This is a genomic window from Clostridium neuense (assembly GCF_045310695.1).
In the GTDB taxonomy this organism is placed as follows: Bacteria; Bacillota; Clostridia; order Clostridiales; family Clostridiaceae; genus Clostridium_S; species Clostridium_S neuense.
Genome location: NZ_JBJIAA010000027.1, coordinates 26,650 through 41,678, shown reverse-complemented (window position 1 = coordinate 41,678; position 15,029 = coordinate 26,650). Strand labels below are relative to the sequence as shown.

Annotated in this window: 14 protein-coding genes; 8 read left to right on the top strand and 6 right to left on the bottom strand. The window is 29.7% G+C overall.

Annotated elements, in window-relative coordinates; genetic code table 11:
* Positions 1–110 (bottom strand): transaldolase family protein (locus ACJDT4_RS22470; protein ID WP_406789854.1); only part of this gene is annotated, 110 nt, incomplete at its 3' end.
* Between the two features lie 549 nt (positions 111–659).
* Positions 660–1,391, bottom strand: coding sequence for a 2,3-diphosphoglycerate-dependent phosphoglycerate mutase (gene gpmA, locus ACJDT4_RS22465; RefSeq protein WP_406789853.1), 732 nt, complete (start codon positions 1,389–1,391; stop codon positions 660–662).
* Between the two features lie 186 nt (positions 1,392–1,577).
* Between gpmA and ACJDT4_RS22460 the strand changes: the two genes are divergently transcribed.
* Positions 1,578–1,898: a LiaF transmembrane domain-containing protein gene (locus tag ACJDT4_RS22460; RefSeq protein WP_406789852.1), complete on the top strand. Its 321-nt coding sequence runs from the start codon at positions 1,578–1,580 to the stop codon at positions 1,896–1,898.
* Between the two features lie 54 nt (positions 1,899–1,952).
* On the opposite strand, the gene ACJDT4_RS22455 is transcribed toward ACJDT4_RS22460, so the two are convergent.
* From ACJDT4_RS22455 to ACJDT4_RS22440, 4 genes are all read right to left on the bottom strand, one after another.
* Positions 1,953–3,161, bottom strand: coding sequence for a M20 metallopeptidase family protein (locus tag ACJDT4_RS22455; protein WP_406789851.1), 1,209 nt, complete (start codon positions 3,159–3,161; stop codon positions 1,953–1,955).
* Positions 3,162–3,440: 279 nt separating this feature from the next.
* The gene (locus tag ACJDT4_RS22450) at positions 3,441–4,427 is read right to left on the bottom strand and encodes a methyl-accepting chemotaxis protein (RefSeq protein ID WP_406789850.1); all 987 of its coding nucleotides are present in this window, start codon (positions 4,425–4,427) and stop codon (positions 3,441–3,443) included.
* A 23-nt stretch (positions 4,428–4,450) separates the two neighbouring features.
* Entirely contained in the window at positions 4,451–5,551 is a 1,101-nt protein-coding gene (locus tag ACJDT4_RS22445; protein ID WP_406789849.1) for an FIST signal transduction protein, read from the bottom strand.
* Positions 5,552–5,810: 259 nt separating this feature from the next.
* Positions 5,811–8,894, bottom strand: coding sequence for a DEAD/DEAH box helicase (locus ACJDT4_RS22440; protein ID WP_406789848.1), 3,084 nt, complete (start codon positions 8,892–8,894; stop codon positions 5,811–5,813).
* A gap of 157 nt (positions 8,895–9,051) precedes the next feature.
* On the opposite strand from ACJDT4_RS22440, the gene ACJDT4_RS22435 reads away from it, so the two are divergent.
* The 7 genes from ACJDT4_RS22435 to galU all read left to right on the top strand — a co-directional run bounded on the left by ACJDT4_RS22435 (position 9,052) and on the right by galU (position 14,932).
* Positions 9,052–9,579 (top strand): sigma-70 family RNA polymerase sigma factor, encoded by a 528-nt coding sequence (locus tag ACJDT4_RS22435; RefSeq protein ID WP_406789847.1) that lies wholly within the window; start codon positions 9,052–9,054, stop codon positions 9,577–9,579.
* A gap of 14 nt (positions 9,580–9,593) precedes the next feature.
* Positions 9,594–9,893: a hypothetical protein gene (locus ACJDT4_RS22430; RefSeq protein ID WP_406789846.1), complete on the top strand. Its 300-nt coding sequence runs from the start codon at positions 9,594–9,596 to the stop codon at positions 9,891–9,893.
* Positions 9,890–10,252 (top strand): zinc ribbon domain-containing protein, encoded by a 363-nt coding sequence (locus ACJDT4_RS22425; RefSeq protein ID WP_406789845.1) that lies wholly within the window; start codon positions 9,890–9,892, stop codon positions 10,250–10,252. The genes ACJDT4_RS22430 and ACJDT4_RS22425 overlap by 4 nt, the downstream gene beginning before the upstream one ends.
* A gap of 2 nt (positions 10,253–10,254) precedes the next feature.
* Positions 10,255–10,692: a hypothetical protein gene (locus ACJDT4_RS22420; RefSeq protein WP_406789844.1), complete on the top strand. Its 438-nt coding sequence runs from the start codon at positions 10,255–10,257 to the stop codon at positions 10,690–10,692.
* Between the two features lie 357 nt (positions 10,693–11,049).
* Positions 11,050–11,868 carry a pentapeptide repeat-containing protein gene (locus ACJDT4_RS22415; RefSeq protein ID WP_406789843.1) on the top strand — a complete coding sequence of 273 codons (819 nt, stop codon included), beginning with the start codon at positions 11,050–11,052 and terminating at the stop codon, positions 11,866–11,868.
* 104 nt (positions 11,869–11,972) lie between these two features.
* Positions 11,973–13,673 (top strand): hydroxylamine reductase, encoded by a 1,701-nt coding sequence (gene hcp / locus ACJDT4_RS22410; protein ID WP_406789842.1) that lies wholly within the window; start codon positions 11,973–11,975, stop codon positions 13,671–13,673.
* Between the two features lie 326 nt (positions 13,674–13,999).
* Positions 14,000–14,932: a UTP--glucose-1-phosphate uridylyltransferase GalU gene (gene galU / locus ACJDT4_RS22405; RefSeq protein WP_406789841.1), complete on the top strand. Its 933-nt coding sequence runs from the start codon at positions 14,000–14,002 to the stop codon at positions 14,930–14,932.
* The last annotated feature ends 97 nt before the right edge of the window (positions 14,933–15,029 follow it).

Sequence of the window (15,029 nt, the reverse complement as noted above, 5' to 3'; positions counted from 1 at the left end):
CTTCCTTCTTTTGCAATTAATGATGGGTTGGTTGTAACACCACAAATTACGCCCATATCATTAGCTTCTTTGATTTCGTTTACATTGGCTGTATCTAGAAAAAACTTCATAATTAACTCCTCCTCATATACATGTAGTTTCAATAAATTATAGAAATAAATTTTATATAATTTATAAATTTAATAACAATTTTATTTTAACACATAAAATGACTAATTAAAAGAACTTTATAAACTTTATTTAAAAAGATGGAATATATTTTTGTTTACTAAAGTTTGCCTTATTGATAAAATTAGATAAAAGGCTATGTTTTAAAAGAATCTTAATCAGAATTACGGAAATTGTAAAGAAACAATAATAGTATAAAAACTCAGTATGGCTGAGTTTTTTATTTTCAAAGAATGTTACATTTTTATTACAATTTAAATAAATATTAGATACATTCATATATTTACATATTAATTTATTTACTTTAAAATTAAATCATGATAACTATTTAAAGGAGATAAAAAATGAGTGAAAGAAATAAAATAATATTTATAAAAATTGCAATTCCGATAGTAATTTTAGCAGGTGCTGCCTTAATAAATAGAATTATGAGCATCAGCATAGATAACTTAGTGATATCTCCTGCAAAATGCAGCACTTTTGACAGAACTTTAAATGTTTTTTGGAATTTTACTACCGTCCAACTTTCCATCCATCCCAAGATAATAATGTGTAATTGGTTTTAAATTAGTATCAAGTTCATATACAAGTGGAATTCCAGTTGGTATATTAAGATTTGCTATTCCATCTCCTGGTATATTGTCTAAATACCTTACTAGTGCTCTTAAAGTGTTTCCATGAGCTGATATTATAATTTTTTTATTACATTTTATTTGAGGTACAATATACTCATCCCAATAATTAAGAACCCTTTTTTGTGTGTCATCTAAATTTTCTGTAAGTGGAAGTTCTTCTTTTTTTAGATCACGATATTTGTATTCGTTACCTGGGTACCTTTTATCATTTATATCTAGTGCAGGTGGTCTAACATCCACAAATCTTCTCCATTTATAAACTTGATCTTCTCCATACTTTTGTCTGGTTTCATCTTTGTTTAGTCCTTGAAGAGCACCATAGTGTCTTTCATTTAACTTCCATGACTTGTAAACGGGGATCCATAGAAGATCCATTTCATAGAGTATAATTTGCAGTGTTCTTATAGCTCTCTTTAATACAGAAGTATAAGCAACATCAAAAGTGAAGTTATTGCTTTTTAATATTTTGCCGGCTTGATATGCTTCTGTGGCTCCATCTACAGATAAATCTACGTCTGTCCATCCTGTGAATTTGTTTTCTTTATTCCATTCGCTTTGACCATGTCGAACCAACACAATTTTTGTCATTTATATCACTTATCCTTCCATTGAACTTATTATATTATAATAATATTATTAGAATGGCAAAGATAATTATTCATAAAATAAAATTTTAATGACTTATGTCATATATAATATATTACTAAATTCACTTAAAAGAATCCTTTTCCAATTGTATAATAAGGTCATGAAATATGTTGAGGAGTGATTTTTATGAAAATAAAATTAACTTTAGGAATTATGTTTATAGTACTTGGTATTGCAATGTTTTGTACGGAATTTGGAATCATGAAGACAAGTGATTTAAGTTCAATTATTTGGCCATTAGTGTTAATATGTACAGGAGCACAACGTTTATATAAAAAGAATAACTTTAATATTGGGGCGGCAATAATGATTTTATTTGGAATCTTATTTGAAGTAGAAGCATTTCACATTTTATCAAATAATATTTATGAGTTTATTGCACCTGGTATGCTTATAATTATTGGTGCTTCTAGATTGTCTAGAATGAAGAAAACAATAAATGATTGAAAAAAGGACTTCCCTAAAATAAAATTTTAAATTTTGTTTTAGGGAAGTCCTTTTTTATTTATTATTTTTTAACCATTCTATTGCCATGTTTGCATAAGCTGCGGCACCTATATATAATGGACTTTCATCAAATTTTGTTTTTGGATGATGATGAGGATAAACATATCCATCCGCTGTTGAACCAGTAGTTAAGCCTATCATTATGCTTGGAACAAGCTCTGTTACATAGCCAAAATCTTCAGAACCTGTCATGGTAGCATATGCTCCATTTTGAGCTTTGTCTGCATCCACTACCTTATCATCTCCAACAAGAGAAGAAGTATAAGACTTAAAATCCTTAACAAGCTCTGCATCATTTATGAGAGAAGGACAACTGCACGAATATTCAATTACAGCCTCTGCTCTGAAAGTTTTAGCTACAGAAAGGGAGATTTCTTCAAGACGTTTTTTTATAAATAATCTTGTTTCATTGTTGAAAGTTCTTATAGTTCCACTTAAGAATGCAGTGTCAGGAATAACATTAGAAGTATTTCCACCATGCATTTGTCCAACTGTTATTGCAGCATTATCTGCGGGTGCAAGTTCCCTAGCATTTATGCTTTCGAGTGCTATAAATATATGAGAAATGACGTTTAAAGGGTCAATGGTTAGATTAGGGGAGGAACTATGACCGCCTTTTCCCTTTACTTTTATTGTAAACCAGTCTGAAGCAGATGATATAATGCCAGGATGACGTACCACTAAAAGACCTGAAGGAAATTGAGTTCCTGTAGCGACATGAATCATCATAGCAGCATCTACTTTTGGATTTTCAAGAACACCAGCTTTAAGCATTGCTTGGGCACCTTTTATAGGCTCCTCTGCTGGTTGAAACATTAATTTTACTGTACCTTCAATTTCATCTTCGTGTTCTTTTAATATCTTTGCTGCTCCTAAAAGCATTGCAGTATGTAAATCATGACCACATGCATGCATATAATTTGTTTTTGATTTAAATGGTTCGTCTGTTTCCTCTATAATTGGAAGGGCATCCATATCCGCTCTTAATAAAAATGTTTTTCCTGGATTTTTGCCACCAGCAATAGCTACTACTCCTGATTTACATATTTCCTTTGGCTCGTATGACATTTCAACTAGCTTATCCATTACATACTTTGTGGTGCAAGGGAGTTCCATTTCAATTTCTGCATTTTCGTGTATATACCTTCTATGTTTAATTAACGTATTTTGAAGTGCTTTAGCTTCTTCTAATAATTTATTCATTAGTAAAATCCTCCTTGGTTAACAAATTGATAAAATTATATCATATTTTTTAGAAATATGATAGTGAGAAATTGAAATTCTTCAAAATACATTTCATTGTACTACCGCGGGAGTGAAGTAACAATGATAAAGGAAGGATTTAAAAAGAATCCAATAAATCTCGATAGAAAAATCGCAAAATACTTAGATGTTTTAATCTGTCTAAGCGTATGCGAGTAAACATACACAGGGCTTGAGCTTACGCTCAAACCCTGTGTATGTTTATGTGACGAAGCATTGTTACTTCGTAATTTTTTCTAGAGAAATTTGCTCTATCTGTTCTAAGAAGTTAGTTATGTCTGAATAAAGAACTGATTTATTAGATGCTTGTGCGTTTAATTTAGTAATTTGGGTATCAACACTAGTAGCTGAATTTACAATTTCATTAATTTCATTAGACATATTTTTTAGTTCCTTTTTGGAACTGCTTACGGAATCATTCATTTCATTGGTTAGACTTTTAACTCCTTTAGATTTTGATAATAAATTGTCAAAAGCTGACTGAGTTTCTTTGGCAAAGGTTAAACCTTCACTTAAAAGATTTGTTGAAGCTTCTATAGAAGAATTTAAACTATCTACACTTGCATGCATTGTGTTCATTTTTTTATTAATACCATCAACAAGCTGTTTTGTGGATTCAGAAAGTTTTTTTACTTCATCAGCAACGACTGCAAAACCTTTACCGTGTTCACCAGCCCTTGCAGCTTCAATAGCAGCATTCAATGATAACAAATTTGTTTCATTAGCTACATCTGCAATGTTTTCTGATAAGGTATTAATATCGTTGAAGGAGCCTTTTAATTTTGCAAAAACTTTAGTAAAATCACCAATACTTGTTTGTATATCTGAAATTTTAGTTTTAAGTTTAGTAAGCATATCATTGGCATTACCGATGGAAGTTATAGATTCATCTATATTTGAATTTATTTTGCTAGAATTATTTTCTACAAAATTAAAGTTATCATTAAAGTTATTTAATACATCTTTAATATTTGATATATCATTTGATACTACGTCGAAGGCAGTTGATACATCTTTAACAGAATTTGATATTTCGAGTTCGCTGTCCATTAAAGCTGAAAGTCTTTCTTGAATATAATTTGAAGAAAAGTTTATACATTTATAGCTATCATCATTATCATTTAATAATAATTCAGAATTAATTGAAGTACTTTTGGCTTCTGCTATTTTATTTTTATTTTTTTCTTTTATAAATAACTCAAACATTAATATTATCACTCCTTGGATTTTTATTCGAATACTGCTATTATCATAGTTTGATTAAAATGATAATCGTACATCTGTTCACCATGGCTTGCAAAACCTATATAATTTCCGAGTTTACCAAGTTCTTTTGCAAAGGTATCTGCAAAATTTTCAGATTCAAACAGCATCGTTCTTGCAACACAATTTATTACCAGTGAAAATGATATGTGATTAAAATCACTGAGTATTTTTGCAATGGTTGTTTTTAATACTTGTCTATAATCATCTGGTTCAAGAAGTGTTATTTGCGAATTTTTATATATTCTACTGTAGCAAGAAATAGCTTTATTATCTATTAAATTTTTATTGGCAGATATAAATATATCGTTACCAACAACTCGTCCAAGGGGATGAGCGCCAAATAAATCTGGAAGGTTATTTAAAGGGACATTTAAGTTATTTGCCATTACTTCAGCACAAGGTTTTCCATCAAGTTCGTATACTATACGCTGTCTTAAATTAACTTTTGTAGCTATAAAATTATTTTTTGTAGGCTTAAATATATTTTCTTTATAAAGTTTAATTTTTCCATTTAAATTTTTAATAAGTACAAATACACAGTGATTTGTGTAAACCTTACCATTAAGTCCTACATAGGTTGTTTTAAATTCTCCATCATCCGCAGATGTGCCACCAAATAATGGTATTCCATATACGTTTAATAAAGAATTAATTGTAGATAGTACTTTTTCTTCACTATTTGTAGTTCCAACGCAAAACTCAAGGCACATTGCATTATCTGGATCGCTTAATGAAGCTATACTATCCTGTATATTTTGTATGTATTTTACAGGATATTTATCAATATCTCCAATTACACCAGCTGAACACTCAATACCATCTTCAAAACCTGCAACAAGCAGTGCTCCGTTAGTAAGCCCGTCTTTGCAAATTTCCTTGTAGGCAGAGCAGCCTATTATAATACTCTTTGAAAACCTTTTCATTAAAAGCCTCGAAAAAGTTTCAAAATTACTCTTGGAGGTGTAATAAATTATTAATTTAGGATTAATAAATTCCTTTGTTGCTTCATTTAATGCAGTTTCAAAATCTTTGGAAATTCCTCTTCCTATCTTAGGTTTTAACATTGACCATTCCTCCCTTATGTTTAAGTAAGTTTATATGATAATTTTACTGCTTTTTGTAAACAATGTAAAGTAAATAGGAAGTATTTTGCATATTAATGTAGAAATAGAAGGTAAATTCATGGATAAGCATTTTCAATTATTAAAATTCATTTGCACTAAAATGCTAAAAGGACGGCATTTTAGTGCAAATAAATTTCAAGTTTCAGAGTGGTTTATGTTCATTAATCTTTACTTAAATCGTCCTGCAGTTTTTTATAAATTATCTATTGAAAAGCTCAAGCAGTTCCTCTTTTGAGAGTTTGCTTAGTGCATTACTGTCCTTTAAGTTTCCACTTATAACATTATTTATTAATTCTTTTTTGTTTTCTTGAAGCAAGACAATTTTTTCTTCTATAGTTTCTCTTGCTACTAATTTAATTACATGAACTACATTTTTTTGACCGATTCTATGTGCCCTATCAGTTGCTTGATTTTCTACAGCTGGGTTCCACCAGGGGTCAAAGTGAATAACTGAACTTGCAGCAGTTAAATTTAGACCTGTGCCGCCAGCTTTTAATGATATTAGAAAAACAATTGGTTTACTCAAAGTATTGAATTTTTGTGTTAAGTTAATTCTTTCTTTTGAGGGAACAGAACCATCTAAATAAAGATATTCAATGCCTTTTTCCTTAAATAATTCACTTATTTTTTTTAACACGGAGGTAAACTGGGAAAATAATAGTACCTTATTATTAGAAGCTATTTGTTCTTCTAATAGTTCAATTACTATTTTAAATTTACCACTACCACCTGTGTACTCTGTAAGTACGAGTGATGGATCTAAGCATATTTGCCTAAGCTTTGTTAAGTAGGAGAAAATTTCTGTATTTTTATTAGCACTATTTTTTAATTTATCTCTAACAGTTTTAATATAAGAATTATATATTAATTTTTGCATTGGTGTCATTTCTACAAGAATTTTTTCTTCTATTTTATCAGGCAGCTCCTTTATAACTTCTTTTTTAGTCCTTCTTAAAATAAAAGGTTTAATTAGAAGCTTTAAACTTTCAAAGTTTCTTTCAAAATCAGAACCTAACTTTTTGTCAAAAGTATCTTTAGAATATAAATAGCCAGGCATTATAAAATCAAATATGGACCAAAGCTCGGATAAATTATTTTCAATAGGTGTTCCTGTAAGTGCAAATTTTATTTTTGCATTAATTCTTTTGACGGAATTTGTTATTTGAGCAGAGGGGCTTTTTATATTTTGAGCCTCATCAATAATACAATAGTCAAATTTTATATCTTTAAATTTTTCAATATTATTTCTCAGAGTACCATAAGTAGTTAAAATCACATCACATTCGTGCAATTTTTCATACTTGAAACTAGTACCATGTGCAATTCCAACTTTTAATATTGGTGCAAATTTACTTATTTCTGCTTTCCAATTATAAAGAAGAGAGGTGGGAAGAATTATCAGGAATATTTTTTCTGGCTCAGATACAATAAAGGCTATAGTTTGCACTGTTTTCCCAAGTCCCATTTCATCAGCTAGGATACCACCAAGACCAAGTTTGCTTAAATTTTTAAACCAGTTAAAGCCGCTAATTTGATAATCCCTAAGTGAAGCCTTTAAATCTTTTGGAAGGGAAATTTTATCATGATTAAAATTATTTAATTTGTTTTCTATACTTTTTAAAAGTTCTTTGCCTTTAAAATTTCGTATGTTTAGTTTTTCAAAAGCTTCCGCTGCAAACATTGTTTTATCTTTTTCTATACTTAGGTTATTATCTGTACTTAAAAAATCGATAAGCGTAATGAATTCTTTTATTTGAGGGGTTTCAAGATCAATTAATTTTTTATCTTTATTTAAATAAAATTTTTCATTAGCCTTATAAGCTTTAAGTATATTTGAAAATTCAGAGGTCTCAATATCACCAATGCCATAATCTAAATTAAATTCCCCGTTTTCTTCGTATAAATTTATACTAATATCTGCACTGCTATATATTTGTAAATTACTAAGTCCAGTACCTAGATTTATACTTCCAAGTTTGTATATGCCTTGGTCTTTCTTAGCTAAAATACTTAAAAAATCTTCATAGCTTCCATTAAAAATGAGTTCTTCTCCATGCTTTATAAAATTATAGTATTCAAGTTTCATAAGAAGTTTGGTTTCTTCATTAAAATTTCTTATGGAATTTATTTTGCTATCACTTTTATCTAATATATTTATATTGACACCATTATAATTTCCATAAACCTTGCAGTAAATATTTTCTTCAATTTTGTAGATTAAAAACTTAAAATTTAGTGTACTTGAGGCAAAACTTTTAACAGCTTCGGTAATAGTAATGTTGTTTGATATTTTGTTTAGTAAAAATATTAAAGCGTTGTAATTTTTTAATGTTTTGTTGTACACAATTTTTCCTTTTGATTTAAATTTGTCATATAAGGGATTGTATTTTAAAAGTTGCTCCTTTGAAGGCAAGTATAGTTTGTTATTAAAAAAATACACTGATTTATCTTCAGTTAGTGGAATAGGCAATTTTTTATGTGTAGTTAATACTAAAAAATCATTTTCGGTTTTTAAGGTAAAGGTAACAGGCAAATTTTCTCTAACTACGGTAACTTTGTACTCTAGACCATTATATTTGAATTGTATTTTTTTATTTTCAGCACATTTCAAAAATTCTCTTAGCTTTTCAGCTTTAATTGTAAGCGACCTTCCTGAATCTGCTGTATTTTCGTGAACATGTTCTTTTATGAAATCCAGTACTTTTATATCACTAGGTGCAATATCAAATTTTAAAGGATTGTATATAAATTGATTACTTACTGAAAATGGCTTTTCTAATTTGAAATTTAAAATAAAATCTTTTAAGTTTGTAATCAAATATTTATGCTTTTCTTCTAATTTAAATTCAGCTTTAAAATTAAGAATATCTTTATTTAAAATAGAAATTATTTTTATATCAATGTTTAAGTGAGTTTTTTTGTTTTTAGTGACTGAAACTTTTTTCATATTGCTTTTTTTATATATTGAATCTAAAAATTTGTATGTTGTTGCACTTAAATGAGGACACATAAAATTATAGCCGTGTATAGAATTTTCAGCAAAGTCATCACAGCTGCAATTTGTGCCTATTAGTTTTTGATTTGATAAATCTATTTTTATGTGAGTTTTATAATGTGTAAAATTGGTGCTGTTTATTACATCACCATATATGTGATATATATTATCTATTTTTCTACCCTTAATATTTGAAACTGCTCCATTAAGGAAAAGTTCCTTGCCATATTTTCTAATGACGATTGAAGAAGAGCAGAAAATTATCTTCTCTAATTCTTCTAAATTCACTTTTTCACCACTTTCTAAAGAAAAATATCTTTATATTATAGCTTAACTTTAATGCCATTTAAACTTATTTTATATGATATTATAAAAATAATGAACTTTTTTTTGATTTAATTGTCCTACATAGTGAAGTAATTACTTTGGCATAGGGGGGATGTTTTTGGAAGAAAAAGAATTTGTACGGATGGCTCAAAATGGAAGTAAAAATGCGCTAAATATATTATTCCAACAAAATTATAAAACCCTCTATGGATTTTTAATTAAGCTAACTGGTGATGCAAATTTTTCTGAAGATTTGGTTCAGGAAACTTTAATGAAGGCTATGATACACATAAAAAGCTTTAAAGGTGAGAGCAAGTTTTCAAGTTGGATTATTCAAATAGCACTTAATTTATATAGAAATGAACTTAAGAGAAATAAAAAATTTGAAGTGATTAACATTGATGAAAATTTCAATTTAAAAAGTAAAGACGATATTGAAAATACTCTGCAAGTTAAACTTCAAGTTGAAAGGGCACTTTTAGAGCTTCAAAATATGAGCTATGAAAAAAGAGTTACCTTTATTTTAAAGCATTATTATGGGTATAGCTTGGAAGAAATAAGTTCAATAATGAAGTGTTCAGATGGAACTGTAAAGTCAAGACTTCATAATACAGTAAAAAGGTTAAAGAATATTTTAAAAGCTTAGAAGAGGTGAAAAGTATGAAAAAGGAAGAAAGGCTTTGCGATGATAACCTTGAAAAAATAGGGCTGATTAAGGAAATAGATACTTTATCTTTGATAGAAAAGGTTGAAAAAAGTAATAGAAAAAGAGAACTAAAGATTCAGAATTTTATTTATGCTTTTGCAGTAGTAATTGTAGTTATGTTTCAAGCAATTATTGCAAAAAAATTTGGAATAGGTATATGTATACTTTTTAATTTCTTTTTAGTTTTGCCAGCACCAATTTTAATTTTAGTTAAATCAACAAAAATGTATAGAAAGGGTGAGGATGTAAAATGAAATTGGACTTTTTTTCAATATTAGGTGTGATAATTGTGTTTATAGTCTTAGTTTTTTGGTTGGGGCAGTCACTTTGGATATATCTTGATGCTAGAAATAAAAACAATCGTTTTGCAATCTTATGGGGTATACTTGGATTGTTCAATTGTCCTATTCCTCTTATTGTTTATTTAATTGTAACAAGAGGAAATGAAAAAAAATGTCCAAATTGCAAAAAGGCTGTAGAAAGAAATATGGTGATATGCCCTCATTGTGGATATAGCTTAGGCAAAGCATGTAAAAGTTGTGGAGCTTTTATGGAAGAGGATTGGGAATATTGTCCTCATTGTTCTACAAAATATGAAAAGGGAGATAATTAAGGATGGATATATTTAGAAGGTATAAAATCGTATGGATGATATTTATTGGAGTTGTGCTTTTTGTAGCAATTATTATTGGTATTGTGCTAAGTGTGATTTCAAAAAATGGATTTATGATGGATAGCTGCGTTACAAATATGTCTATTGAAAATTCAACCTTTAATAGTTGGAATATTAAATATGGATACTTAAATGGTACACAGCATAGAACTATAAAACTTAATTCTGGTGATGAACTTACAGTAAATTATTCGTCAGTGGTAAAAAAAGGTTCTCTTCAAATTTTATTTTTAGATACTGAAAAGCATAAAATAAAAAATCTTCTTGAGGATAATAGTGGAAAATTTAAATACACTGCAGATAAATCAGGGAAATATTATTTGAAAATAGTAGGAGATAAGACAGAAGGTCAATTTAATTTAGATTGGAAAGCGAAGTAACAATGCTTCGTCGCATTAAAAAAATTCTATAAATCTAAGGTAAAAAAATCACAAAATTCTAAGATATTTCAATAACTCGCTGAGAAATTGCTCAAACAATTGAAATATCTAAGTATTTTGTGATTTTTTTACCAAGATTTATTAGAATTTTTTTAAATTGCTCCTTCAGCATTGTTACTTCGCTCCTACGGTAGTTCAAGGAAAAAATTCCTCCGTACTCTACGGAATTTTAGGTATAAACTTATACAATCCATTATATATAAATCCTTATAACAAAATACCTATTAAATAAACTGTTATCTATGATATAATTAGAAAATTAATAATGTATAATTTACGAATGAGAGATGAAGTAATATGAATAGCCATGATTTAAAACCAGCTTGTGAAAAATGTTTTGGACTTTGCTGCGTTGCGTTGTATTTTTCACATGCTGAAGGATTTCCCCAAGATAAAGTAGCAGGAAAGCCTTGTATCAATCTAAAAGAAGATTTTAGGTGTAAGGTGCATGAAAGTTTAAATAAAAAGGGACTTAAAGGCTGCACTTCCTATGAATGTCTTGGAGCAGGTCAGAAGGTTTCTATGGGTACTTATGGTGGACATAGTTGGAGAGAAGAACCAGAAACTGCGAATGAAATGTTTGAGGTATTTATAATTATGAGACAGCTTCATGAAATGCTTTGGTATTTGACAGAGGCATTTTCATTGAAATCTGATAATGATATAAAAGAAAAAATAGATGAAATAGAAAAGTTAACTCATTTAAGTGGAGAAGCAATTGTAAAACTAGATTTGGTAACAATACGAGTAGGGGTTAATGCACTACTTTTTAAGACAAGCGAGTTTATTCGAAAAAAGGCTGGGGATAATGAGAAAAGCTCTTTAAAAGGTAAAAAAACTATTGGTGGAGGACTTAATCTTATGGGAGCAGACCTTAGAAGGAAAAATCTTAGGGGTGTGAATTTAAGCGGTGCTTATCTCATTGCAGCTAATTTAAGGGGAGTAGATTTAAGCTTTGCAGATCTTATTGGTGCAGATATGAGGGATGCTGATATAAGTGGAGCAAATCTTTCTAAAAGTATTTATCTAACTCAAGCGCAGATTAATGCAGCTAAGGGTGATAGTGGCACAAGGTTACCAAGATTACTTGTTAAACCGACTTATTGGTTAAAATAAATATATTTTTAAAATTTGTAACATAGGTTACCGATTAAAAATCTATATAAACATATAATTTAAACATAGCAAATAAAAAATTAGTTTATATGGAGGTTACAAATATGAGTATGTTTTGTTATCAATGTCAGGAAGCAGCTGGCTGCAAAGGATGTACAGTTAGAGGAGTCTGTGGAAAGACAGAAGATTTAGCTAAATCACAGGATTTATTAATATATATTTTAAAGGGAATTTCAATATACAGCACTAAGGCAAGAGAAATTAACATTGTAAATAAAGATGTTGATAAGTTTATAATGGAAAGTTTATTTTCTACTATAACTAATGCTAATTTTGATAGAAATATTTTTATAGATAAAATTAAAACAGGTCTTTTATTGAGAGAAGAAATTAAAAATCAGTATGTGAATGCAGGTGGAAAATTACCTCAGAATTCTACATGGGTAGAAAAAATGCTTAGCATAGTAGGACTAAAAAAAGGAGAAGAAGCAAAGCTTCCGGATGCAGCTGTTTGGCTTGCCAATAATGTAGAAGAATTTGATAAGAAGGCAGAAACAGTGGGAGTTCTTGCAACTGAAAATGAAGATATAAGATCCCTAAGAGAACTTTTAACATATGGAATTAAGGGTATGGCTGCATACATGAAGCATGCAATTAACCTAAATTATAATGATGAGAACATACATGGCTTTATGCAAAAAGCACTAGCAGCAACTTTAGATGATACATTAGGAGCAGAGGAATTAGTATCATTAGCTTTAGAGTGTGGTAAATACGGCGTTGATGCAATGGCACTTTTAGATAAAGCTAATACTTCTACTTACGGAAATCCAGAAATAACAAAGGTTAATATAGGAACTAGAAATAACCCAGGAATTTTAATAAGTGGACATGATTTGAAGGATATAGAAGAATTATTAAAGCAGACAGAAGGAACTGGAGTAGATGTTTATACTCATAGTGAAATGCTTCCTGCAAACTATTATCCTGCATTTAAGAAATACAGTCATTTTGTTGGAAACTACGGAAACGCATGGTGGAAGCAAAATGAAGAATTTGAAAGCTTCAATGGACCAATACTTATGACTACAAACTGCATAGTTCCTCCAAAAGCATCTTATATAGATAGAATGTATACAACAGGGGTAACAGGATATCCAGGAGTAAAGCACATTGAAGATGGTGAGCCAAAGGATTTCTCTGTAATAATTGAGCATGCAAAAAAATGTGCACCACCAACTGAAATAGAAAAGGGAGAAATAATCGGAGGATTTGCACATAATCAGGTTATCGCTTTAGCTGATAAAGTTGTTGAAGCTGTTAAATCTGGAGCAATAAAGAGATTCTACGTAATGGCAGGCTGCGATGGAAGAGCAAAGAGTAGAAATTACTACACAGAATTTGCAGAAAAGCTTCCAAAGGATGCAGTTATACTTACAGCAGGTTGCGCTAAGTATAAATACAATAAGTTAAATCTTGGAGATATAGGTGGAATTCCAAGAGTACTAGATGCAGGACAATGTAATGATTCATATTCATTGGTTGTTATAGCACTTAAGCTCAAAGAGGTATTTGGACTTTCAGATATAAATGAACTCCCTATATCCTACAACATAGCATGGTATGAACAAAAAGCTGTAATAGTATTACTTGCATTATTACACCTTGGTGTTAAAAACATTCACCTTGGACCAACACTTCCAGCATTCTTATCTCCAAATGTTGCTAAGGTTCTTGTAGACAACTTTGGAATCGGTGGAATTACTAATGTAGATGATGATATAAAGATGTTCGAAAGCCTATAAGATATTTCTTAGTTTTGAATTAAGCGAAGTAACAGCATTAATGTTACTTCGCTTTAGTTTTTATAGAAAGTGCAAAATTTATCACTACAAACTGGAAGTTAGCGAGGTTTCACCATAAAAATAATGATAAATCGTTTAAACAATGAATTATAAGAATTTACACCAAAATTCCGTAGGTACGGAGGATTTTTTTAACGCGACGAAGCATTGTTACTTCACAACTGCCTTATTTTTGCCGCATTCTCGTAATAGTATTTTAATATTTATGTTTTATTATAATTATATAACATATAAAGTATATTTATTGCTAGAAGGAGGTAATTATTATGAAAGTTAAAAAGGCTGTTATACCAGCAGCAGGACTTGGAACTAGATTTTTACCAGCAACAAAAGCTCAACCTAAGGAGATGCTTCCGATAGTTGATAAACCAACTATACAATATATTGTAGAAGAAGCAGTGGCTTCTGGAATAGAAGAAATACTTATAATTACTGGAAAGAATAAAAGAGCTATAGAGGATCATTTTGATAAATCTGTAGAGCTTGAAAATGAACTTGAAAGCAAGGGCAAGAAAGATCTACTTAAAATAGCAAGGGATATATCTAATTTAGCCAATATATATTATATAAGGCAGAAGGAACCTAATGGACTTGGACATGCAATTAGTTGTGCTAGAACTTTTGTTGGAAATGAGCCATTTGCTGTTATGCTCGGAGATGATGTGGTAGATTCAAAAAAACCATGCTTAAAGCAGCTCATGGATTGTTATAATCAGTATAAGACAACTATTGTCGGCGTCCAAAAGGTAAATCACAGTGATGTTTATAAATATGGAATTATAGATGGAATGCATATAGAAGACAATGTTTATAAGGTGAAAGATTTAGTAGAAAAACCTAAGGTTCAAGAAGCACCCTCAGATATAGCTATACTTGGAAGATATATAATAACACCAGAAATATTTGAGATATTAGCTAGTACAAGGCCGGGAAAGGGAGGAGAAATTCAGCTAACAGATGCACTTAGAAGTTTAATGCAGTCAGAAGCTATGTATGCATGTGCATTTGAAGGTAGAAGATATGATGTTGGAGATAAGCTTGGATTTTTAGAAGCTACTGTTGAATATGCTTTAAAAAGAAAAGAGATAAATAGTCAATTTGCAGCTTATCTTAAGAGTTTACGGAAAAGTGATGAATTTAAAGATTTATTTTTTAACAATGAAAGGGATACAATGGAAAGTTTGATAAAAGTCAAGTGACAACTTTTAATGTAGGATTATTGTAATAAAATTTATGCATAATATATAGATTTTATTACAGTAATCTTTAATGGGGAAAAAAGTATGATTTTAAATT